This window comes from Acinetobacter boissieri (genome assembly GCF_900096955.1).
Classification (GTDB): domain Bacteria; phylum Pseudomonadota; class Gammaproteobacteria; order Pseudomonadales; family Moraxellaceae; genus Acinetobacter; species Acinetobacter boissieri.
The window spans coordinates 105,189-128,199 of the sequence record NZ_FMYL01000009.1 but is presented as its reverse complement, the minus strand read 5'-3'; the positions used below and the strand labels follow the sequence as shown (position 1 = coordinate 128,199).

Annotated in this window: 24 protein-coding genes; 22 read left to right on the top strand and 2 right to left on the bottom strand. The window is 38.7% G+C overall.

Features of this window, described 5'->3' with window-relative positions:
- Positions 1-197: 197 nt before the first annotated feature.
- Positions 198-1,529, bottom strand: a complete 1,332-nt coding sequence (locus BLS38_RS10395; RefSeq protein WP_092749316.1) for a peptidylprolyl isomerase — start codon at positions 1,527-1,529, stop codon at positions 198-200.
- On the bottom strand, positions 1,529-3,961 hold the full coding sequence (locus BLS38_RS10390) for an LPS-assembly protein LptD (RefSeq protein ID WP_092749328.1): 2,433 nt from the start codon (positions 3,959-3,961) through the stop codon (positions 1,529-1,531). The genes BLS38_RS10395 and BLS38_RS10390 overlap by 1 nt, the downstream gene beginning before the upstream one ends.
- 120 nt (positions 3,962-4,081) lie before the next feature.
- Between BLS38_RS10390 and BLS38_RS10385 the strand changes: the two genes are divergently transcribed.
- From BLS38_RS10385 to zapE, 22 genes are all read left to right on the top strand, one after another.
- Positions 4,082-5,098, top strand: a complete 1,017-nt coding sequence (locus BLS38_RS10385; protein WP_092749314.1) for an aminoglycoside phosphotransferase family protein — start codon at positions 4,082-4,084, stop codon at positions 5,096-5,098.
- Complete coding sequence (gene murU, locus BLS38_RS10380) at positions 5,095-5,769, top strand: N-acetylmuramate alpha-1-phosphate uridylyltransferase MurU (RefSeq protein ID WP_092749312.1); 675 nt, start codon at positions 5,095-5,097, stop codon at positions 5,767-5,769. The genes BLS38_RS10385 and murU overlap by 4 nt, the downstream gene beginning before the upstream one ends.
- 82 nt (positions 5,770-5,851) lie before the next feature.
- Positions 5,852-6,490: a 16S rRNA (guanine(527)-N(7))-methyltransferase RsmG gene (gene rsmG, locus BLS38_RS10375; RefSeq protein ID WP_092749310.1), complete on the top strand. Its 639-nt coding sequence runs from the start codon at positions 5,852-5,854 to the stop codon at positions 6,488-6,490.
- Between the two features lie 11 nt (positions 6,491-6,501).
- Positions 6,502-7,263, top strand: coding sequence for a ParA family protein (locus BLS38_RS10370; RefSeq protein ID WP_092749308.1), 762 nt, complete (start codon positions 6,502-6,504; stop codon positions 7,261-7,263).
- A gap of 11 nt (positions 7,264-7,274) precedes the next feature.
- The gene (locus BLS38_RS10365) at positions 7,275-8,162 is read left to right on the top strand and encodes a ParB/RepB/Spo0J family partition protein (RefSeq protein ID WP_092749306.1); all 888 of its coding nucleotides are present in this window, start codon (positions 7,275-7,277) and stop codon (positions 8,160-8,162) included.
- 163 nt (positions 8,163-8,325) lie between these two features.
- Positions 8,326-10,050 (top strand): lipid A export permease/ATP-binding protein MsbA, encoded by a 1,725-nt coding sequence (msbA, locus tag BLS38_RS10360; RefSeq protein ID WP_092749304.1) that lies wholly within the window; start codon positions 8,326-8,328, stop codon positions 10,048-10,050.
- A gap of 2 nt (positions 10,051-10,052) precedes the next feature.
- Entirely contained in the window at positions 10,053-11,063 is a 1,011-nt protein-coding gene (lpxK, locus tag BLS38_RS10355) for a tetraacyldisaccharide 4'-kinase (RefSeq protein WP_092749302.1), read from the top strand.
- Positions 11,064-11,072: 9 nt separating this feature from the next.
- A complete protein-coding gene (kdsB, locus tag BLS38_RS10350) occupies positions 11,073-11,837 on the top strand; it encodes a 3-deoxy-manno-octulosonate cytidylyltransferase (RefSeq protein ID WP_092749300.1) in 765 nt (254 codons plus the stop codon).
- A gap of 14 nt (positions 11,838-11,851) precedes the next feature.
- Positions 11,852-12,838, top strand: a complete 987-nt coding sequence (locus BLS38_RS10345; RefSeq protein WP_092749298.1) for a DNA polymerase III subunit delta' — start codon at positions 11,852-11,854, stop codon at positions 12,836-12,838.
- Positions 12,839-12,861: 23 nt separating this feature from the next.
- Positions 12,862-13,206, top strand: a complete 345-nt coding sequence (locus tag BLS38_RS10340; RefSeq protein ID WP_092749295.1) for a PilZ domain-containing protein — start codon at positions 12,862-12,864, stop codon at positions 13,204-13,206.
- A gap of 12 nt (positions 13,207-13,218) precedes the next feature.
- A complete protein-coding gene (locus BLS38_RS10335; protein WP_092749293.1) occupies positions 13,219-13,995 on the top strand; it encodes a TatD family hydrolase in 777 nt (258 codons plus the stop codon).
- Between the two features lie 17 nt (positions 13,996-14,012).
- Positions 14,013-14,612 (top strand): TetR/AcrR family transcriptional regulator, encoded by a 600-nt coding sequence (locus BLS38_RS10330; RefSeq protein ID WP_092749291.1) that lies wholly within the window; start codon positions 14,013-14,015, stop codon positions 14,610-14,612.
- A 101-nt stretch (positions 14,613-14,713) separates the two neighbouring features.
- Positions 14,714-15,310, top strand: coding sequence for a 6-pyruvoyl trahydropterin synthase family protein (locus tag BLS38_RS10325; protein WP_092749289.1), 597 nt, complete (start codon positions 14,714-14,716; stop codon positions 15,308-15,310).
- Between the two features lie 32 nt (positions 15,311-15,342).
- A complete protein-coding gene (ung, locus tag BLS38_RS10320; RefSeq protein ID WP_092749287.1) occupies positions 15,343-16,056 on the top strand; it encodes a uracil-DNA glycosylase in 714 nt (237 codons plus the stop codon).
- Complete coding sequence (locus BLS38_RS10315; RefSeq protein ID WP_092749285.1) at positions 16,053-17,174, top strand: enoyl-CoA hydratase/isomerase family protein; 1,122 nt, start codon at positions 16,053-16,055, stop codon at positions 17,172-17,174. Before ung ends, BLS38_RS10315 begins: the two co-directional genes overlap by 4 nt.
- Positions 17,171-17,677 (top strand): tRNA adenosine(34) deaminase TadA, encoded by a 507-nt coding sequence (gene tadA / locus BLS38_RS10310; protein WP_092749283.1) that lies wholly within the window; start codon positions 17,171-17,173, stop codon positions 17,675-17,677. The genes BLS38_RS10315 and tadA overlap by 4 nt, the downstream gene beginning before the upstream one ends.
- A 9-nt stretch (positions 17,678-17,686) precedes the next feature.
- Positions 17,687-18,361, top strand: coding sequence for a (d)CMP kinase (cmk, locus tag BLS38_RS10305; RefSeq protein WP_092749281.1), 675 nt, complete (start codon positions 17,687-17,689; stop codon positions 18,359-18,361).
- Positions 18,362-18,470: 109 nt separating this feature from the next.
- Positions 18,471-20,150: a 30S ribosomal protein S1 gene (gene rpsA / locus BLS38_RS10300; protein WP_092749279.1), complete on the top strand. Its 1,680-nt coding sequence runs from the start codon at positions 18,471-18,473 to the stop codon at positions 20,148-20,150.
- A gap of 161 nt (positions 20,151-20,311) precedes the next feature.
- The gene (locus tag BLS38_RS10295; RefSeq protein WP_092749277.1) at positions 20,312-20,614 is read left to right on the top strand and encodes an integration host factor subunit beta; all 303 of its coding nucleotides are present in this window, start codon (positions 20,312-20,314) and stop codon (positions 20,612-20,614) included.
- Positions 20,615-20,645: 31 nt separating this feature from the next.
- Positions 20,646-21,005, top strand: a complete 360-nt coding sequence (locus BLS38_RS10290) for a LapA family protein (protein ID WP_092749275.1) — start codon at positions 20,646-20,648, stop codon at positions 21,003-21,005.
- 35 nt (positions 21,006-21,040) lie between these two features.
- A complete protein-coding gene (gene pyrF, locus BLS38_RS10285) occupies positions 21,041-21,721 on the top strand; it encodes an orotidine-5'-phosphate decarboxylase (protein ID WP_092749273.1) in 681 nt (226 codons plus the stop codon).
- 151 nt (positions 21,722-21,872) lie between these two features.
- A complete protein-coding gene (gene zapE, locus BLS38_RS10280) occupies positions 21,873-22,964 on the top strand; it encodes a cell division protein ZapE (protein ID WP_092749271.1) in 1,092 nt (363 codons plus the stop codon).
- The last annotated feature ends 47 nt before the right edge of the window (positions 22,965-23,011 follow it).

Below are 23,011 nucleotides of genomic sequence, written 5' to 3'. Positions count from 1 at the left end.
TTTATCCCGAGTCATAATCTCTATGACTTTATCTTTAAAATCTTTTGAATATCCCATCACTCTATTGTTCTATATTTTTTCATATTTGGCTATATCATCTAATTGTGGTTCTAAAATATCAATTGTCATTTTTATTCCAGTTTTGGATTTATGAATAAAAAAATCGCCCTAGTTAGGGCGATTTTTAGAAACTGCCGTTAAGGTGTTGTGTTTGTAATGCCTGCTTTACGGTCTAAACTTGGGTCTTTAATTTGAACATAGGTATTTGCACGTAACTCACGCAACCAGCCATCAAGTTCTGTATCAAACTGTTGTTCACCTAGATATTGGCGGGCAAGGCGACGTTGATAGTCTTTTGTCATATCTTGTTTACGAGTATCTAATACTTGCAAGATATGCCAACCAAACGAACTTTGGAATGGCTTACTGATTTGACCAACAGGTGTCGCTTTCATTTGATCTTCAAACTGCGGAACCATACTACCTAAGTTAACCCAACCTAAATCACCACCATCCGCAGCTGAACCGGGGTCATTTGAAAATACTGAAGCCAATACAGCAAAGTTTTCACCTGCTTGTAGGCGTTTATAAATACTGTCTATTTTTTGCTTGGTTTGATCTGCACTTAGTACTTCAGATGGCTGAATTAAAATATGGCGAACATGGTATTGATCAACAATCACTTTTTGTTCGCTTGCTTTACGGTCAAGCAGTTTTAAAATATGTAAACCATCTGCAGCAGGAATAACCTCAGTGGTTTGACCAGGTTGAATCACAGCAGCACGAGCAGCAAGTTCTGCTGGAATATCGGCTAAGTTGCGATATCCCATATCTGCACCATCTACTTTAATGCTACTATTTGAGAAGCGTTGGCTAATGGCAGCTACATCATTTGACTGTGCTAGCGCAGCTTTGACTTCAGCAGCAGTTTTATTTAACAGTTCAGTATTGCCATCAGTTGACGCAACACGCAAGTGAATAAGATGAGCTTGACTACCAATCGCAGCTTGACCTTGAGGGGTATTCAAGAAATTATCAATATCTTGATCGCTAATGCGAATACGAGACATCACTTGTTGTTGGCGTAGTGTATTAATTGAAAGCTCTTGGCCAATACGTTTTTGCACAATCTGGTATGCACCCGGGTACTGAGCATCAAGACGTTGTTTGAAAGCATCTAAGCTCGTCACGCCTTGTTGATTGGCATATTGTAAAACAGCTGCATTTAACTCAGGTTCGGTGGGTTGAATATTGTACTTTTTTACCAATTCAAGTTGTGCTTGGTGCACAATAATATTACTTAATGCTTGTTGTTGTAGTGTTTTTTCATCTGGAATTGATTGATTCTTTGCTTGTAACTGCTTTTTTAAATCACCAGTGATTTGATCTAAGTCACTTTTTAAAATCGCACTATCGCCTACAACAGCAACAACTTCATCGCTTGTTGCCGCAAAAACAGGCACTGAACTAGAAATAAAAAGTGCAAGTGTTGTTGCTTTAAAAAATCGTTTAAGTTGTTGGTTCATCATTAAGGTTGTATCCAAGTTTGGTTAGATTTGTTAAAACCAGTGATTCGCTGCTCTAATAAAGAAGCAAGGCGATTATTTAATGCACCTAAACCTTTTAGAGTAAATTCAGCCATCACAGCATTTGTTCTTTTGGTAGATGCACTTTTGATGTCATCTAGGTCATTAAAGTATGAACGACCGTAAACTGAAACTGCCCAACAGCATGACTCATAATTTACACCAAGTAAATATTCACGAGCAATATGATTATCAATATCGTACTGTACGTGTCCAATAATACGCCAATCATTTTTTACAGGTTGTATTAAAGATGCAACGACTTGATCATAAGTCTGTTGTGTATTATTGATGTTTTTACGTTTGTAATAGCCTACGTTATAAATTTGTCCAGTATTGGCTAAGTAATAGGCTTGGAAATTGGCTTGAGAAATTTTTGTACCATTAAACGCAATATTTGAACTAATCGTAAAACTATTAGAGAGTTGGCTAGACAACGCTAGAATTGGGTCAGAGTTTTTCTCAGTTTGTACGCTGTCATTTGAGTTTAATAAAACTTTACGATTTGAAAAGTAAAAACTTTGTCCAACAGCTGCTTTTAGTCGTTCTAAACCCTGCTGGTCAAATAGACTATAACTTACGCCTAGAGACATAAAATTATTGTCATCTAAGCGGTCATGGCCATAAAAACGGTATGGGTTAAACAACTGATCGTAACTCAGCGATGGTGTTGTGGTGTCAAAGTTAGGGTAGTCAGTTTGGTCTTTATACGGTGCATACGCATAGAATAAACGTGGTGTAACCGTTTGTAGATATTTACCTTGCTTTTCAAAATTCAGTCCAGTGTCTAAAGTGAACTGAGGCACAATAATATTTTTATTTTTACTGCCACCGGGGTTATTCAGTTGAGCATCTTGGTCATAAAAGTAGTTGAGTGAGCGAACAGATGCTTCTGGAATAAAGAAACTCCACGGCGTACGGTAGTTGTAGCGTGTAGCAACAGAATTATAAATACGAGTTCCGCTATCTTCTAGTGCACTTGCATCATTAATGGTCTTTTTAAAGTAGGCCGTGTCATTGTGTGCTTCAAACTGCCAACCTTGTGGATTCGCTGTCTTATAGTTGAGTAAAAACTGTGGTAGACGAGCATACGGTTTGTCTTTATCTTGAATAGTTTTATCAAGCGTTTGATAACTTTCAATCTTTAAACTGGCATCTAAACCTTCAATGGCACGTGCAAAATTGACTTGGAATAGTCGTTTTTGGTTTAAATCTGTTGTGACATTCGGGTCACTTTCTAAGTCATAAAGATAGTCAATATCTGATAAATAGTTATATTCAAGATATGTTGAGAAGTATGGGTTAATATCCCAGTAGTGTTTAATTGCTAGAGAGTCACGGTCTTTGTCTGAATATGATTTATCATTGGGTAAATATCCAGCCTTAATGCTTCCTTGACCAAAGTATTGTGTTTTAAAATTAAAATTACCTTCAAGCATTCCACCGTGTTCTTCTAAGTAGCGTGGCGTAATGGTTGCATCATAATTTGGAGCAAGGTTTAAATATACAGGTAGTCCAAGCTGTATACCTGAGTTACTTGACCAACCAAAGCTCGGTGTAAGTAGGCCCGTTGTTCTACGGTCATCTATTGGAAAGTTGTAGTAAGGTAGTACCATGACAGGTACATTTTTTATATATAGCCGAGTATCTTTGGTTGTGCCTCGCCCCGTATCTTGGTTTAGTTCAATTTTCTTGGCTTTAATGTGCCAATCAGGATTGTTTGTTGGAGCACAGGTCGTATATGTTGCATTTTCTAAAGTAATTTGGGTAGGTGAGGTACGAATAATATGCTGTGCATAACCATGTGAATGATTAAACTCAGAAATATAATAACTATTGTTTAATTCACCAATTTGTTGGCGTAAGTTGTAATTGACACTGTCACTTTGTGACACTAAGCCATTTTGTGCCATTTGTACATTGCCTTGAGCATTGGCAATCGTTTGTGTCTGATCTAGGGTGAGTTTTTGTGCTTTTACCTGACGGCCTTCTTGGTCAATAATGACATTGCCCTCAAGCACTGAATCGCCATTAGGGTTGTAATGCGCATAATCTGCACTGACATGCGTTTCGCTATTTTGCATGGCTTTTGCAGTGCTGTTGGTTGCCACAGGCGTCACCCAAACCCCTTGACAGTAATTGCTATACTGTGGGTTCGTTGGTCGCTTTTCGACACTGACATTATTTTTATTGACATAATACTGATCAAAAAAAACTTGACCCGCATTTGCTTGTGCTAACTGTTGTTTAAGCTGTTGATTATTTAGCGTAGATGGGGTGTCATTTGAATCAGCATAGCTTGATTGCACAGATCCACTACACAAAAGTGCCAAAACCGCAGTTGCTAAAGGATTAAATTTAAACTGTTGCTTCATTTGCTTCATTAACCAACTATGCTTTTTTGCAATTAATTATTAATGCATCATAGAGAAAAAGTACATAAGTAGCTACACTTATGACTCCAAAAAGTTTGACTGTGGTCGATTATTTTACAAATGAATATACAACGTGAACAACAGATTAAAGCATGGTTGACTGAAGTTCTTGGTTCAGACCAATTTGAAATCAGTTATTTAGCAGGTGATGCAAGTTTTCGTCGCTATGCAAGAGTAAAACAAAATAATAAAACTTTTATGTTAATGGATGCACCACCAGAAAAAGAAGACTGTGAACCTTTTGTACGTATTGATGAATTTTTGGATGGTCATCAAGTGCGTGTACCACATATTCAAGCAAAATCAATTGAACATGGTTTATTACTTTTAGAAGATTTTGGTGATGTGGTGTTGGCACAAAAGTTGAATCAAACCACAGTGCAAGACTATTATACGCAATGTTTTACACAGCTTAGCGCGTTGCAAGCGATAGATGCGACAGTAGACTTACCACATTATAGCCGTGAAAAACTCCTCACGGAAATGCAACTTTTGACCACGTGGTTTATACCATCTCTTTCGCTTGATTTGACTGAGCCAGAAGCGAAGGTGATTGAGCATACGTTTAATCTATTACTAGACAATGCATTAGCACAGCCACAAGTAATTGTTCACCGAGATTTTCATAGCCGAAACTTAATGGTGTTGGCAAGTGAAACCACATTGGGTGTAATTGATTTTCAAGATGCGGTGATTGGGGCAGACACCTATGATCTTATTTCATTGGTAAGAGATGCTTATGTACAATGGCCAGTTGCACAGGTCCATGCTTGGATCAAGCAGTTCTATGAGCAATTGCCAAGTTCACACAAGCAACAGCGTGATTTGGCTCAATTTAAAAAAGACGCAGATTTTATGGCACTACAGCGCCATATTAAAATTTTAGGTATTTTTGTGCGATTGTTTGAGCGTGATGGAAAACAAAACTACTTAAAAGACTTGCCTTTAGTGATGTGGTATGTGCTTGAGCAAAGTCAGCGTTACCCAGAGTTAGATGCATTTTATCAGTTGCTTGAACAAAAAATCCGTCCGGCATTTGAGCAAAAATATGGTGCCTGTCCAGAGGTTATATTATGAAAGCGATGATTCTTGCTGCTGGATTAGGTAATCGTATGCGACCGCTAACTTTGCATACACCAAAACCTTTATTAAAGGTGGGTGGAAAGCCTTTAATTGTCTGGCATATTGAAAACCTAAAACGAGCGGGTATCACTGATATTGTTATTAATACGGCTTGGCTTGCAGATGAGTTACATAAGGCTTTGGGCGATGGCAGTGCATTGGGTGTTCACATTACATGGTCAGATGAAATAGAAGGACTAGAAACTGCAGGTGGTATTATTCGTGCACTACCACATTTGGGTGAAGATGCATTTATTTTAGTGAATGGTGATGTTTGGACCGACTTTGAGTTTAAACACTTACTTAATGTTGAATTTGGTACAGCACTTGCACATTTAATGTTGGTTGATAACCCGCCACAACACCCAAAAGGTGACTTTGTGCTGCAGGATGGTTTTGCACAGCACACGACTGAATCTATAGCGAAAACATTGACGTATAGTGGAATTGCGGTGCTGTCACCACAGTTATTTGTAGGGCTTGCTGAGGGTAAAAGGCCACTTGCACCACTGCTAAAAAATGCGATGCAAAGCCAGAAAGTCAGTGCAGATAAGCTTTCAGGACAATGGGTTGATGTGGGTACGCCAGAACGTTTAGCAGATTTAGATCAACGCTTAACGTCATAACTGCATACTTGCTAACCAGCATACGCTATGATTGAAAAGATAAATCGGTATACTTTGCGTAAATTAAATGAGAGAGTCAGTTATGCATCTGTTTTTTCAAACGCTCAAGCAAGGCACAAAGGCTCTTGGTTTGACACTCAGCGATGACACGTTGAACTTATTGTTAAAATATCAAGATGCATTGGTACTGTGGAATAAAGCTTACAACTTAACCGCAATACGTGAACCTAAAGACATGCTGGTTAAGCACTTGTTAGACAGCTTAAGTATATTAAATCAATTGCCAAAAGGCAGAATGCTAGATATTGGCACCGGTGGTGGTATGCCAGGTATGTTGGTCGCACTGTGTCAACCTGAGCGTGAGTGTGTACTACTTGACTCAAATGGTAAGAAAATTCGCTTTTTAAAGCAATTTATTGCAGACATGAAACTCAGTAATGTGACTGCGGTACAAACACGCGTAGAAGATGTAGAAATGATTGCTCAATTGGGTCAGTTTGACGTATTAACCAGCCGTGCTTTTGCATCATTGTCAGACTTTGTACAAGCGTCTACGCCGTATATGCATGAGAAAAGTGTTATTTGTGCGATGAAAGGGCTCGTGCCAACAGATGAAATAGATGTATTAATATCGACATTTGATATACAAACGATTGCACTTAAAGTGCCTCATTTAGATGAACAACGTCATTTAGTTATTTTAGAAAAAAAACAAGGGTAGGGTTGTATTGTATGGCTCAGGTGATTGCAATAGCAAACCAAAAAGGCGGTGTCGGCAAAACAACCACAGCAGTCAATCTCGCAGCGTCTTTGGCTGTGCTCAAAAAACGTGTTTTACTGATAGATATGGACCCGCAAGGCAATGCTACGATGGGGTCTGGTATTCAAAAAAATGATTTAATTTATTCTGTAACAGACGTTTTGTTGGGTGAAGCACCGATTGAAAATGCCATTATGGGCTCCGAGGTTGGCTATAAGGTTTTAGCTGCGAACCGTGAATTATCTGGTATTGAATTAAGAATTGCGGAGCAAGATGGTCGAGAGTTTATTTTAAAAAATGTACTAAAAAATGTTGAGCAGTCCTTTGATATTATTTTAATTGACTGTGCACCAAGTTTGAGTTTAATTACCATAAATGCCATGGCTGCAGTGAATGGTGTGATCATACCTATGCAATGTGAATACTATGCATTAGAAGGATTGGCAGATTTAACCCAAACTATTGATCGAATAAAACAAGCAGTTAACCCAAATTTAGAAATTATGGGCGTAGTTCGTACGATGTATGATGCACGAAGTGCACTTACACGAGATGTTTCTGACGAGTTAAAGCGATATTTTGGTACAAAGTTGTATGATACTGTGATTCCTCGTAATATTCGATTGGCTGAAGCACCCGCACATGGCTTACCTGTGATTTACTTTGAAAAAAGTTCTAAAGGTGCAGTGGCTTATCTTAAACTTGCGGCTGAGATCATTAAAAAAATAAAGTAAAGGGGCAATCTATGGCAGTAAGTAAGCGTGGTTTAGCAAAAGGTCGTGGTTTAGATGCATTACTCGGTTCAATACAAAAAGAACGTTTGAGTATTGAGTCGCAATCACAAGATCAAGGCCAACTGAAACTGGTTGATGTCAACCTATTACAACGTGGCGAGTATCAACCACGGCGAACCATTCGTGAAGACGAGTTAGTTGACTTATCTGCATCGATTAAAAAACATGGGGTCATGCAACCGATTGTGGTTCGGCCTGTAGAGGGGCAAGAGCAGCCTTACGAAATTATTGCAGGTGAACGCCGTTGGCGTGCGGCTAAGATGGCAGGGTTGACAGAAATTCCTGCCATTGTACGCAACCTTAATAACCAAGTTGCGATTGCTTTGGCTTTAATTGAAAATATTCAACGTCAAGATCTCAATCCCATAGATCAAGCATTGGCATTGCAACGTTTTCATGATGAGTTCGGCTTGAGTCATCAGGAAATCGCAGACACAGTAGGTAAAGCCCGTACCACCATTAGTAATTTATTACGCCTTTTAACTTTGCAAGATTCTGTTAAAGATCTTATGCAAGAAGGTGTATTAGATATGGGGCATGCACGTGCCATTTTAACCCTTAAAGCATCAGAGCAAGAACGAGTTGCTCAAGTTGTTGTTGAAAAAAGTTTATCTGTACGTCAAACAGAGCAGTTTGTACGTGAGTTGAATCAGCCTAAAGCTGAAAATAATGCGTCTAAAAAAACATCCCCCGATATTGAGCAATTGACCCAGCAGCTTTCCGATCATTTTAAGGCCAATGTAAAGATTGATCATAATAGGCAGGGTAAAGGTAAGCTGGTCATTCATTACCACTCATTAGATGAATTAGATGGTATTTTGAACATTTGTTTGAAATAGTATCATTCTAATATGATTGTAGTTTTAGTGTTGTCAGACATTTTATTTTCGTATGTACATTCTTTTTATTAGTCTGTGCAACCATTTGAATGGCTCAGACATAACGTAGTCATACTTTGTTATTTATACGTGTGCCAAGAAAGTGTCTAGTTAGAGGTTATGTGTGAAACAAGATTTTCAAGTTTATTTTCGTCTGATTGCTTATCTTAAGCCGTATTGGGGTTATGCGGTTTTGGTACTTATTGGTTTTACGCTCAGTGCCGCAACCGAGGTTTCTATTGCGAAGTTACTTGAGTTTATTATTAACGCAATTCAAAATAAAAACACTGCGCAAACCTCTTTATTTCCTTTCTTAATTGTATTGCTTATTTTTGTTCGTGGCGTTGGTTCATTTTTAGGAGACTACTTTTCTGCGCTTATTTCCCGTAATCTTATTTTTACTATACGTGAAGAAGTCTTTGCAAAGTTACTACGCTTACCGTCTAACTATTACTTAGAAAACTCAAGTGGTCACATTACTTCAAAAGTTTTATTTAATATTGAACAGTTAACGGCAGCATCTTCTGAGTCTGTACAAACTTTATTTAAAGAGGGTTTGATTACACTCGGATTACTCGGATACTTGCTGTATCAAAATTGGCGTTTAACTTTAGTGATTTTGGTATTTGCCCCATTAATTGGGTATAGCGTGAGTAAAGCGGCCAAGCGAATGCGCCGTTTATCCACTCAAGTACAAGACACCATGGGTGATGTAAACCATGTCGTGCAAGAATCTATTTTAGGGCAAGCGGTTGTTAAAGGGTATTGCGGACAAACCCTAGAAGAGCAAAGATTATATACGCATTCTATGGCGAATCTTAAACGAGGGCTGAAGCTTCTCGTCGTAAATGTCTTAAACACACCTGTTGTTCAGCTGATTATGGCATGCTCTATGGCCATTATTATGTGGTTAGCATTGCGCCCTGAGGTTTTAGGGAATACGTCCGCTGCTCAATTTGTTTCATTTATTACTGCAGCAGGGATGCTGAGTAAGCCAATTAAAAACTTAACGACAGTCAATGAAAAATTACAACGTGGCTTAGCTGCAGCGCATTCAGTCTTTGAAATACTTGACTTAGACGGAGAAAAAAACACAGGTACGCTACAGCCACAATTAAAAGGGAATATTGAGTTTAAACATGTTGACTTAGTTTACCCAGACGGGTCAAAAGCCATTCATGACTTTAACTTGAATATTAGGGCAGGACAGACTGTCGCATTGGTTGGACGTTCAGGTGCAGGTAAATCATCTTTAGTGAATCTGGTCACACGCTTTCAAGAGTTGAATCGTGGTGATATTTCTTTTGATGGTCATCCTATACAAGACATCGAATTAAATAGCCTGCGTCGTCAAGTGGCAAGTGTCAATCAGCAAGTTTTCTTGTTTGACCGTACGATTAAAGAGAACATTGCGTACGGGCAGTTGGGGGATATAGATGATGAACGTGTGATTGCCGCTGCTAAAATGGCATACATTCACGACTTTATTGTGACTTTACCCGAAGGCTATGACACCCGTTTAGGTTCTCAAGGTTTAAATTTATCAGGTGGACAACGTCAACGTCTTGCGATTGCTCGTGCCATTTTAAAAGATGCACCTATTTTAATTTTAGATGAAGCGACTAGTGCATTGGATAATGAGTCTGAATATTTCATTCAACGTGCATTTGAAGAAGCGATGCGTGAACGAACCACCATTGTCATTGCACACCGTTTATCTACCATTGAAACAGCAGACCAAATTGTAGTCATGGATCAGGGTCGAATTATAGAGCAAGGTACGCATCATCAGTTATTAGAGCAACGTGGTGCGTATTACCAGCTCTATCAGCGAAATTTTGAGGAATAAAAATGGCGTTGGCAAACTTTATTCAACAGGCGTGGAACAAAAAATCTCCGTGGTTGAAATTGCTACGCCCAATATCTGCATTGTATGGCTATGTGTCTGAACGCCGTAAGCAACAATATCTTGTTGGTAAAAAAGAGGTGTACACCGCACCTGTGCCTGTTATGGTCATTGGTAACATTACTGTCGGGGGGAGTGGAAAAACGCCACTCCTTATACAGCTTGTACAATATTTACAGCATAAAGGGCTACGTGTGGGCGTTATTAGCCGTGGTTATGGTGGCAAAGGCCCATTTCCTATGTGTGTGACTGCTGAAAGTACTGCAGAGGCAGTAGGTGACGAACCTGCTTTAATTGTGGAAAGAACACAAGTACCGATGGTCGTTGGGCCTAATCGAAAGCAAGATATAGCGTTATTACTTTCAAAATATACTGTCGATTTAATTTTAAGTGATGATGGTCTACAACATTGGGCATTAGGCAGACAAATTGAGTGGATTGTACTTGATGCTAAGCGTGGGTTAGGTAATGAAAAGCTTTTACCTGAAGGCTTTTTACGAGAGCCTAAAAGTAGATTAAATGACAGTACGGTCATTGAACATAGTCATTTAAACGAGCATAAAACTGCCTTGAATATGCATTTGGCGGTTGGGAATCCGTATTTGTTGAATCCTAATACAGCAATTAAGCAAGATTTTTGCGCCAGTGATTGTATGCATGCTGTGGTGGGGATTGGTTATCCGCAACGTTTTTATCAGTCACTGTCTGAAATTGGCGTAACTCATATTACTCAACATGCATTTGTAGATCATCATAGCTATATATACCAAGATTTACAGTTTAACGATGCCTATCCAATTATTACGACTGAAAAAGATGCTGTGAAAATTAAAGCTTTACTCAAAGATCAGACATTTACACGACCAATTTGGGTACTTCCTGTCAATGCTGTACTTTCAGAACCATGCTACGCCTTATTAAAAGTACAGCTTGATTCGGTTAATATTTCTATTTAGGCTTCAACTATGAAACATATTGTTATTCCTGCACGCTACGCCAGTTCAAGACTGCCGGGTAAACCTTTGCTACATATACATGGTCGTGCCATGATTTTGCGTGTGGTTGATCAAGCAAAAAAAGTACAAGGTTTTGATGATTTATGTGTGGCTACAGATGACTTGCGTATTGCAGAACTATGTAAAAAAGAAGGTATTGATGTCGTACTTACAGATGCAAAACATGTGTCTGGCACAGATCGCCTGAGTGAAGTGGCACGTATTAAAGGCTGGCCTGAACACGATATTGTGGTGAATGTGCAAGGTGATGAACCGTTATTACCCGCAAGTTTGGTAACGCAAGTGGCCGATTTGTTGGTACAAAAATCACACTGTTCAATGTCTACTTTATGCGAGCCGATTCATAGTGCAGATGAGTTCAAGCGTGACAGTATTGTAAAAGTCGTAATGTCACAGCACAATGAGGCACTCTATTTTAGCCGTGCTACCATTCCTTATCATAGAGGTACAGCACAGTCACCTGAGCAAGCTTTACATGGCCATAGTTTTAGGCATTTGGGTTTATATGCCTATCGAGTAAAATTATTAAATGAATATGCAACATGGCAACAAACACCTTTAGAACGTTTGGAGTCACTCGAACAGCTCAGAATTTTAGAACAAGGACACCGTATTGCCATTGATGTTGCAAAAGTAAACTTACCGCCCGGTGTAGACACTCAAGAGGACTTAGATCGCTTAAATGCATTAAGTCCAGATACCTTTTTAGTATAAGTGGCCTGAGATCTATGTCAGATCAGTTTTTTAAACAATCTACGGTCTATGCTTGGCAACAAGAAACTTGGCAGCGTTTAACCCTACGCTTTCCAAATATTGGCCATGGTATTTTGTTGTATGGAAAGAAAGGTGCGGGCAAAAAAGATTTTGCCTTACACTTTATTGCTTGGTTATTGTGTTTAGATAAAAAAACAACAGCCGCTTGTGGTGTGTGTGCCAGTTGCCAATGGTTAAAATCAAATACGCATCCAAACTATGTGCATATCTCGACTGATGACGATAAAAAACAGTCAAACTCTCAAATAAAAATAGATAAAGTCCGTGAAATACAGCCTTTTGTGCAACAAACAGTGGAAGGGTGGCGTGTTGTGCTCATAGAGCCTGCTGAAACATTAAACACTGCTGCAGCCAACGCACTGTTAAAAACACTAGAGGAGCCGGGTGAGCGTACCATTATTGTTTTACTGACAGATCACTTGCTCAAACTCCCTGCAACTATTCGGAGTCGGTTACAGCGCTACGCATTAGATCGTGTTTCTACAGAGATTGCATATCATCATGTTAGCCAAAATTCACCAGATTTGGATCAGCAACAGATCCAACTGTTACTTAACTTGGCCTATGATATGCCTTTACGTGCACTTGAACTTGCGCCTCAAGCATGGTTGCAACAACGACAAAAGTTTATCCATGATTGGTTGTCTTTGGTAAAAGATAAAAATGGTTTGGTACGCCATGCTAACACGTGGACAAAAGCACTGACCTTTGTGGAGCTTTGTCAGATGATGCAATATTTGGTTGCAGATATGATTGCTTTAAAATTAAATCAGCAGATTAAAAACATAGACCTTAATTTTTCTGATATTTTACCTTATTATGATTTAAATACTTTATTTAAAATCTCCCATAAGCTACAAGATGCAAAAATATATATGCAACAAAATATACAAAGTCAGTTAATGATTGATGATTTATTTGTCGTGTTGTTGCATCTGTAGTGAACCAATATTGAGGAAAAAGCGTGCAAATTACTCAACGAGGCGGTGTGCTTCAGGTAAATATTACAGATATCAATGTCCTTCAAGCGAGCTATATGCCATATGTCACTGGTGGAGGGTTGTTTGTGCCATCTGCACAGTTAATCTCTTTGGGAGAAGATGTTTTTGTCTTAGCCACCTTGCCTGGGCAAAACCAAAAAATCCCACTCACAGGCAAAGTGATTTGGATTAATCACACTGCAACAGATACTAAGCCTCAAGGTTTTGGTATTCAGCTTGCAGGTGAAAAAGGGCGTTTTTACCAAGAAGAAGCTGAAAAACTCTTAGGTAATCGCTTATATAGTTCAGCACCAAGTTATACTGTTTAAAAGGAAAAGACTTTGTTTGTAGACAGCCACTGCCATCTTAATTTACTCGATCTTACGCCTTATCAAGGTGATCTAAATCAAGCATTAGCAGAAGCTAGAGCTGCGGGTGTGCATCGTTTCATGGCAATCTCAGTCGATATTGACGACCATGTTGTATTGGGTGAAATTGCGGCGCAACATGCAGATGTAGGCTATAGTGTAGGGGTTCACCCTTGCGAGTCACCTGATGTCATGCAAAAAGCATCTGTTGAGTATTTAGTGCAATTGGCACAACCTCAAAAAGTATGGGCATTGGGTGAAACAGGGTTAGATTATTATCATAGTACAGAGCATATTGTTGCGCAAAAAGCATGTTTTGCAAGGCATATAGAAGCTTCAAAAATAGTCAAAAAACCTGTAGTTGTACATACTCGTTCTGCTAAAGCAGATACCATAGATTTAATACGTGCTGAAGGTTCACAGCATGGCATCTTACATTGTTTTACTGAAGATTTAGACACTGCAAAAGCAGTATTAGATTGTGGCTACTACATCTCATTTGCAGGTATTGTGTCATTTAAAAATGCCCAAGCGTTAAGAGATGTTGCAGCTTACGTGCCTCTAGATCGCTTACTTATAGAAACAGATAGCCCATATCTTGCACCGATGCCATTTCGTGGTAAAAGTAATGAGCCTAAGTATGTTCCTTATGTTGCTCAAGCATTAGCCAAAGTTTATGGTAAAACGGTTGAAGAAATTGGTGAAATAACCACGCATAATTTTAACCGCTTGCTAGCAGTTACTGTTTAAAGTAGGAATAATACGGCATGCCAAATCATTGCCAAAATAAATTTAAACAGCGAGAAGAGCGTATATTTAAAGTCGCAGAACAGTTGTTGATTGAACATGGTGATATTGGTATGACCCTGTCTGAACTGGCAGAAGAGTTAGACATTGCAAAAGGTACGTTATATAAGCACTTTAAAAGTAAAGATGAACTGTTTTTACAACTGATTTTAAGAAATGAATATTTACTTTATGAATGTATACGAAATAGCCCCCCACGTTTTGATGCACAGCTGAATCATTTAATTCGCTATCATTTAGATGATTCCGAGCGCACAATTTTATATCACAACTTAGAAGAAAAATTATCTACAGTAGGAGGCGAAACTAAACATTTATTTCGCCAGATTTACCAAGTAAGAAAACAAAGACTGAAAAAAATTATTTATACAACAGATGTTTATTTACGTCAGCAACAGGCTAAAGTGAGCGTAAGAGACTATTTAGCCATGACATGGTCACTCATTTTCGGTGGCGCATTGCTATTGAATTCTAGTTTTTATCAACGCTATTTAGGTTCAAGAGAAACTTTAAAAGTCAGCTACTTTAAACAAGCGCTTGAAATTGCAAATAGAAAATAAATAAACAGGATCAATACTATTGATCCGTTAAAAAATACTGCAATATGTTATATTTGATTTATAATCCAAACTCTCCCTTCAATGAATAAACACAAGCGCTTATGTTAATCCGAAAATTATTTAAGTTTGAAAATGCACATATTGTACGCAACTGTAGTTCAGATCGTTGCAAACGCTCATTACACGGTCACAGCTATAAAGTAGAGCTTTTTTTAAAAGCCAATGCACTTGATCATGGTCAAATGGTATATGATTTCGGCTTACTTAAAGGTGTGATTAAAGACTTATTTGACAGCTTTGACCATGCAATTTGCTTTTGGAATAAAGACGATGCTGCATATATTCAGGCGTGTCAAACTTTTAGTGCAAGATGGGTGAGCCTACCTGTTTCACCATCGGCAGAGCAGTTTTCTAGAGTATTTTTCTTTCTTGCTCAACAAGTATTGGCAAATACAAAAATGCAAAATGGAGAGGGGGATGTTGAAGTCTATTCCGTTATTGTGCATGAAACAGACACGGGTTATGCACAAAGTTTTGTTGAAGATATTAATAACCCACAAATGGGTATATTGACCCTTGATCAAATTGAGTTTTCAGAGCAAATTCAGATTGAGTGGGCAGACCCACAAAGCTACCAAAAACTTAAACATGGGGAAGCATTTGAAAACCCAGTGGTCGAGCCACAAGTTAAAATTTAAATTAAATAAATACAAAATTAGATGATACCGTAATGCAACTGAATGATATACAACAACAGAAACTTGACCGTGTGCAACTTCATCACAGTTGGAAAGATAAGTTACAAGACTTTTTACTCAGCCCTAGAATGGATCATCTTCGTGATTTTTTAGTTCAGCAAAAACAGGCTGGTAAAGTTATTTATCCGCCAAGTTCACTTATTTTTAATGCTTTTCAGCTTACACCGCTAAACCAAGTGAAAGTAGTAATTTTAGGTCAAGACCCATATCATGGTCCAAACCAAGCCCATGGCTTAAGTTTTTCAGTGCAAAAAGGCGTACCCGTACCCCCTTCATTGCGCAACATGTTTCATGAATTATCTACAGATTTAGCCATAAGCCCAAGTGTACACGGTGATTTAACGTCATGGGCACACCAAGGTGTACTACTTCTCAATAGTGTACTTACTGTTGAAGCAGGGCAACCAACATCACACCAAAAACAAGGTTGGGAAGATTTTACAGATCAAGTGATAGATGTGATTAATGAACACACATCAAATGTTGTATTTATTTTATGGGGTGCTTATGCACAGCGTAAAGGGCAACGTGTTGATCGAGAAAAACATCTTGTACTGACAGCTGCGCATCCATCCCCCTTAGCCGCAAATCGTGGTGGTTTTTTTGGTTGCAAAGCATTTTCTAAAACCAACGATTATTTAAAAGCACACCAAATTGCTGAAATAAATTGGCAGTTAAATTCATGAAAATATATAACGATTACCACTCAGATGTGAAATTAAAGTCTTATTCAAATGGTTGGGTAAGTATACAGCTTGATCGCCCGAATGCATTACACGCACTTGATTTAAGCTTAGTGAATGCTCTAATTTCTATATTTAAAGGTATTGCTGATGATCAGGCAGTTAAAGCCATTTGGTTTGATTCAAGTACACCAAGAGCATTTTGTGCAGGCGGTGACGTGAGAAAACTACGCCAACAAGTGATTGATGGTGAACAAGATAAAGCCAGTGAATTTTTTAAACAAGAATATCAGCTCGATTTACTCCTACATTATTACGCAAAACCGATTGTGATATGGGGTGAAGGCTATGTGATGGGTGGTGGTCTCGGGCTCTTTATGGCAGCACCTTTTCGCTTGGTCACACCTGCATCACGTTTAGCGATGCCTGAAATTAATATTGGTTTATATCCAGATGTAGGTGCAACTCGCTTTTTGGCAGATCGGGGAAGAATTGGCTTATTTCTTGGTTTAACAGGCACAATGATGACTGCTTCTGGTGCTTATGCGATTGGTTGGGCAACGCATATCTGTGCAATGAAAAAAGAGCTTGTCTTGAATAGGTTATTGCAAATTTCTTGGCAAGATTATCCTGCAGGTACATTTAGAGCACTCGATGATGTCCTTAATAGTTTGCATAGACCTGTGAGCGTAGGGCCACTACAAACTGCATTAGATGCCATACATACCGTATGTAATGGACTTAATTTTGAGCAAGACTATGATGCAATTTGTCAACTCAGTGAAGCACATAGTGACTGGTTACGCCAAGCAGGAGAAAACCTAAAACAAGGTTCACTAGTGACAGCAGCACTCACATGGTTACTTTGGCAATGGGGCAAACTAGGTCATAGTTGGGCTGATACTTTTGAGCTGGAACAACAGATTTCCACATGGAAAATTAATCATGTTGACTTCGCAGAAGGCGTTCGAGCTCGGTTAATTGATAAAGATTTGTCACCAAAATGGCAAAAGTCAGAAGACCGCAGTTTGAGAAGTATCTTTAACCAACAAGCACCGACTACAACTATTGACAGTTGGAATGACTTACTCAGAGATTACGATATTATTGAGAGAATATGACTGCATTAAATGATCAGCCTATATCATTTACAGCACAAGACTTTAAATGGATGCAGTTGGCCTTTGAACAAGCAGAACAAGCAGCGATGCAACAAGAAATTCCTGTGGGTGCAGTGATTATAAGTCAGAATAAAGTCATTGGTTTAGGCTCAAATGCGCCAATTGCCAATTGTGATCCAACAGCACATGCAGAAATAGTTGCTATTCGACATGCTTGTTTGCAACTTAAAAATTATAGACTGCCTGAAGATGCCACTTTATACGTGACTTTAGAGCCATGTACCATGTGTGTTGGAGCATTAATACATGCCCGAATTAATAAAGTTATTTTTGCGACTCCTGAAAATAAATCTGGGTCGTTGATCAGTGCAAGACGCTTATTAGAAGATGGCTATTATAATCATCGTTTTGATGTTGCGTTTGGCTGCATGGCAGATGAGTGCGCAACTCAGTTGAGTCATTTTTTTAAGCAACGGCGATTAGCAAAAAAGGCACTTAAATAAGGCAAAAGTATGAATATTATTACGATTGATGGCCCGAGTGGCTCGGGTAAAGGTACTCTCGCAACCAAGCTAGCACGGCATTATCAATACCAACTGTTAGACTCAGGTGCAATTTATAGATTACTTGGCCTAAGTTTGGCACAGCAGGGTTTATTTCCTGTTTTGGAAAGCAATATTGCAGAGGCTATACATATTGCAACACATTTAGATATTGAGTTCATACCGTCACAAACAGGTATTTCAACCTATTTAAATGATATAGATGTTTCAAGCCAAATTCGTCAAGAAGAAATAGGACAATTTGCCTCAAAAGTTGCAGCAATTGCACCCCTTCGAGATGCTTTATTAGCACGCCAACGCCAATTTTCTACGTCACAAGGTTTAGTTGCTGATGGTCGCGATATGGGTACAGTTGTATTTCCTCATGCGCAAGCAAAAATCTATCTGACTGCATCTGCGACATCTCGCGCAGAAAGAAGATACAAGCAGTTGCAGGCTATGGGGGTTGATGCTAAACTGAGCGCCATTTTAATCAACATCGAAGAACGTGACCGCAGAGATATGGAGCGGGAAGTTGCTCCACTAAAGCCTGCGACTGATGCAATCATTATAGATAGCTCTAATTTATCTATAGATAATGTGTTTGATCAGATGTGTTCTTATATCGATACAAAGTTGATTTAACTTATTTTTTTGTTTATATATTGCTCGATCAGTTTTAAAGTAGACAATGTATAAATGTAATTAAACAGGCCTTGACTGATCCAAGACCGCTGAACATATCAGGTATATCATGACCGAATCTTTTGCAGCCCTCTTTGAAGCAAGCGAACTAAATCTTAATGTTGAAAAGGGTGCAGTCATCCAAGGTGTTGTTGTAAACATCGATGCTGACTGGGTAACTGTTGACACTGGCCTTAAATCTGAAGGCGTTGTTGACCGTGCAGAATTCTTAAACGACCAACGTGAGCTAGAAGTTCAAGTTGGCGACACTGTTGATGTTGTTGTTGAAGCACTTGACAACGGTATGGGTCAAACAGTTCTTTCACGTGAAAAAGCAAAACGTGCTGAAACGTGGACTAAACTTGAAAAAATCTTTGAAGACGGCGAAATCGTTACTGGTCTTATTTCTGGTAAAGTTAAAGGCGGTTTCACAGTTGACATCGGTCCAGTACGTGCATTCTTACCAGGTTCTTTAGTAGATACTCGCCCAATCCGTGATACAACTCACCTTGAAGGTAAAGAGCTAGAGTTTAAAGTAATTAAACTTGATGCAAAACGTAACAACGTTGTTGTATCTCGTCGTGCAGTAATGGAAGCTGAATCTTCAGCTGACCGTGAAGCATTGCTTGCTCAACTTGAAGAAGGCCAAACTGTTACAGGTACAATTAAAAACCTTACAGACTACGGCGCATTTGTTGACTTAGGTGGTATTGATGGTCTTCTACATATCACAGATATGGCTTGGAAGCGTATTAAGCACCCTTCAGAAGTTGTAGAAGTTGGTCAAGAAGTTACTGTTAAAGTACTTAAATTTGACCGTGATCGTAACCGTGTTTCTCTAGGTCTTAAGCAACTTGGCGAAGATCCTTGGTTAGCGATCATGAACCGTTACCCTAAAGGTTCTATCGTTAAAGCACGTGTAACAAACTTAACTGACTACGGCTGTTTCGCTGAAATCGCTGAAGGTGTTGAAGGTCTTGTTCACGTATCTGAAATGGATCACACAAACAAAAACATCCACCCGTCTAAAGTTGTTCAGATTGGTGATGAAGTTGATGTAATGGTTCTAGAAGTAGATGAAGAGCGTCGTCGTATTTCTCTTGGTATCAAACAAACTCGTGCTAACCCATGGGAAGAGTTTTCTAAGAACCATGACAAAGGCGAGAAAGTTTCAGGTACGATTAAATCAATCACTGACTTTGGTATCTTCATTGGCTTACCAGGCGGTATTGATGGTCTAGTTCACTTGTCTGATATTTCTTGGAACGAGCAAGGCGAAGAAGCAATCCGTCGCTACAAAAAAGGTGACACTGTTGAAGCGACTATCTTGTCTGTAGATGCTGAAGGCAACCGTATTAGCTTAGGTATTAAGCAATTAAACAACGATCCGTTTAATGACTTTTTAGCAACGAACGAACGTGGTGCTTTAGTTAAAGGTACTGTGATTGCTGTTGATGCAAAAGCTGCGACTGTAAAACTTGCTGACGAAGTTGAAGCACAGTTAAAAGCTTCTGAAATCAACCGTGACCGTGTTGAAGATGCGACTAAATTCTTAGAAGTTGGTCAAGAAATTGATGCGAAAATCATCAATGTTGACCGTAAATCACGTACAATCAACTTGTCTATCAAAGCGAAAGACGAAGCTGAAGAGCGTGAAGCTGTTGCAAACTTACGTCAAGTAGCACCTGCTGCTCAAGACAATGGTCCTAAAACCATTGGTGACTTGATTAAAGCACAGCAACAAAAGTAAGAATAAAAAGTAAAAAATTAGTGTAACTAATTGATACTTTATATTTAATTACTGTTAACGGTAGTGTAGTATTAACTTACTGCACTACCGTTTTGTATTTAAACAAGTTATTATTTAGTAACGAACAAATAAAAGTCGCTAAAAATCAATGAGGTCGTTAAATGACTAAAGAAGCACTAAATAAATCAGATTTAATAGAGCGTATTGCTTTGAAAAACCCACATTTGGCTGAGCCTTTAGTCGAAGAAGCGGTGAGAATCATGATAGATCAAATGATAGACACATTATCATCAGATGATCGCATTGAAATTCGTGGTTTTGGTAGTTTTGCACTACATCATCGTGATCCTCGAGTTGGGCGTAATCCTAAAACAGGAAAATCTGTTGACGTCGCAGCTAAGTCTGTACCACATTTTAAACCGGGTAAAGCACTGCGTGATGCTGTAAATGAACAAGTCAAATAATTAAAACTAAATATGATGATAGGGTGATATTATGCGTTTTATCTTACTGATTTTACTGATAGTAGTATTTGTCTATTCTTTAGCATTGGTCTTATTTAATGGTACAGAAGTGTCTGTAAACTTATGGTTTGCAAGCGTACCAGAAATGCGAGTAGGGTTATTAATTCTGATTACATTAGCGATAGGCGTTGTATTAGGGTTATTGATAGGCGTACAAGTATTTAAAGTGTTTCAAACTCGTTGGGAAATTAAACGTTTAAATAAAGAAATTGAGCGTTTAAGAAAAGAACAAGTAGAAACTGCTCAATTGGCTGCCAAAGAAGCTGCTGCCAACACAAGACATGAAAAAACAGTATTAGATATTAACTCAAATAATCAAAGCCCATTATAATGGGCTTTGATTTATTTACTGATTGAGGTTATACCTTGAGTATCATTGTTGCTTTAGATTCAAAAAGTAAAAAAGACGCTTTACAGCTTGCTGACCAGCTTGATCCAAGTCTTTGTCGGGTAAAAGTAGGTAAAGAGTTGTTTACTCATGAAGGGCCAGACGTCGTCAAAGCCTTACATCAACTTGGTTTTGAAGTATTTTTGGACTTAAAGTTTCATGACATTCCAAACACGACTGCTCAAGCCGTCTGTGCAGCTGCAGATCTAGGTGTTTGGATGGTGAATGTCCATGCATCAGGTGGGCGAAAAATGATGGAAACCTGTGCGGAGCGTTTGCATGCAGGGAATTATCAAACTCAACTGATCGCAGTGACAGTACTGACTTCTATGGCACAAGAAGATCTTAAAGAAATTGGTCTAGATGTCAATCCCATGGACCATGTTCGTCGTTTAGCGCGATTAACTAAAGATTCAGGCCTGAACGGTATTGTGTGTTCAGCACAAGAGGCTGCTTTTTTACGTGCAGAACTTGGTGAAGATTTTAGTTTGGTAACGCCTGGTATTCGACCTGAGGGAAGTAGCAGTGATGATCAAAAAAGAATTCTAACTCCTTCACAAGCGATTGAAGCAGGTGCAACACACTTAGTAATTGGTCGACCAATTACTCAATCAGCTAATCCTCGTGAAACATTACAGCAGATTATACAATCTATTTGATCTTTGTATTTCATGATGCTGAAAAGACCTATATTTTATAGGTCTTTTTTATGGAAAAAATTTATGAGTCGGATGTTTTAATGAAATAAAACAGATACAGCTTAAGCTAGATTTTTGTTATGCTGAGTGTTATTTGTTAGATGCTCTTATTATGGATCAGCGTACGCCACTTGTTATTTATCAAGATGCTATAGAAAAAGGGCAGTTGACTCCTGATCTTGCACAAAAAAAAGCAGTTGATGCTTTAGATGTATTATGGCAACAATTATTGACTGAAGAAAAAGCATCTAAAGGCCTTTTTTCATTTCTTCGTAAGAGGCATACACCACAAGGCGTATATATGTGGGGTGGTGTTGGTCGAGGTAAAACATGGCTCATGGACTTATTTTTTGAAGCCCTACCTATAGAGCGTAAAATGCGTCTTCATTTTCATCATTTTATGCAATACGTACATCAGCAACTTAACCAACGAGTCGGACAACAGAACCCACTAGATGCAGTCGCAGATCATATTTTTGAGCAAGCAAAAATTATTTGTTTCGATGAGTTTTTTGTCTCAAGTGTACCCGATGCGATGATTTTGAGTGATTTGTTTCAAAAACTCTTTCAGCGTGGTGTGAGCTTAGTGGCGACTTCAAATATTGCGCCTGATGGTTTATATAAAGATGGTCTACATCGAGATCGCTTTTTGCCGACCATTGAATTACTCAAGACACATTGTCAGATTATTAATGTAGATGCAGGCGTGGACTATAGGCTACGTGTTTTACAGCAAGCGGGTTTATTTCAAAGTCCTTTAAATGAACAGACCGAACAGTGGATGCAATCACGATTTAATGGCGTTGTTGGAAATGATATTGTTTTAACGACAGCAATTGAAATTAATCATCGTGAAGTTTTAACTTTAGCACATACTCAAGATACATTATGGTGCCTTTTTACTGAGTTGTGTTTAAAACCGAGAAGCCCGAGTGATTTTATTGAAATCGCAAACAGATATCATACTGTTTTTGTGAGTGAAGTACCGTATTTGACGGATCAGCTGGCCGATGGTACACGGCGTTTCATCTACTTAGTAGATGAGTTTTATGATCGTGGTGTAAAGCTTATTTTAACTTCACAAGCTTCCATTTTACAGATTTATCAGGGTGAAAAATTGGCTTTTGAAATTGAACGTACACGTTCGAGACTGCTAGAAATGCAATCTGATGAGTATTTAAGCAAAGTGCATCGTCTAAATTGATTTTGCGCTCATGTGGTGCGTTTTTTGCTTTCCTAAATATAGACTAA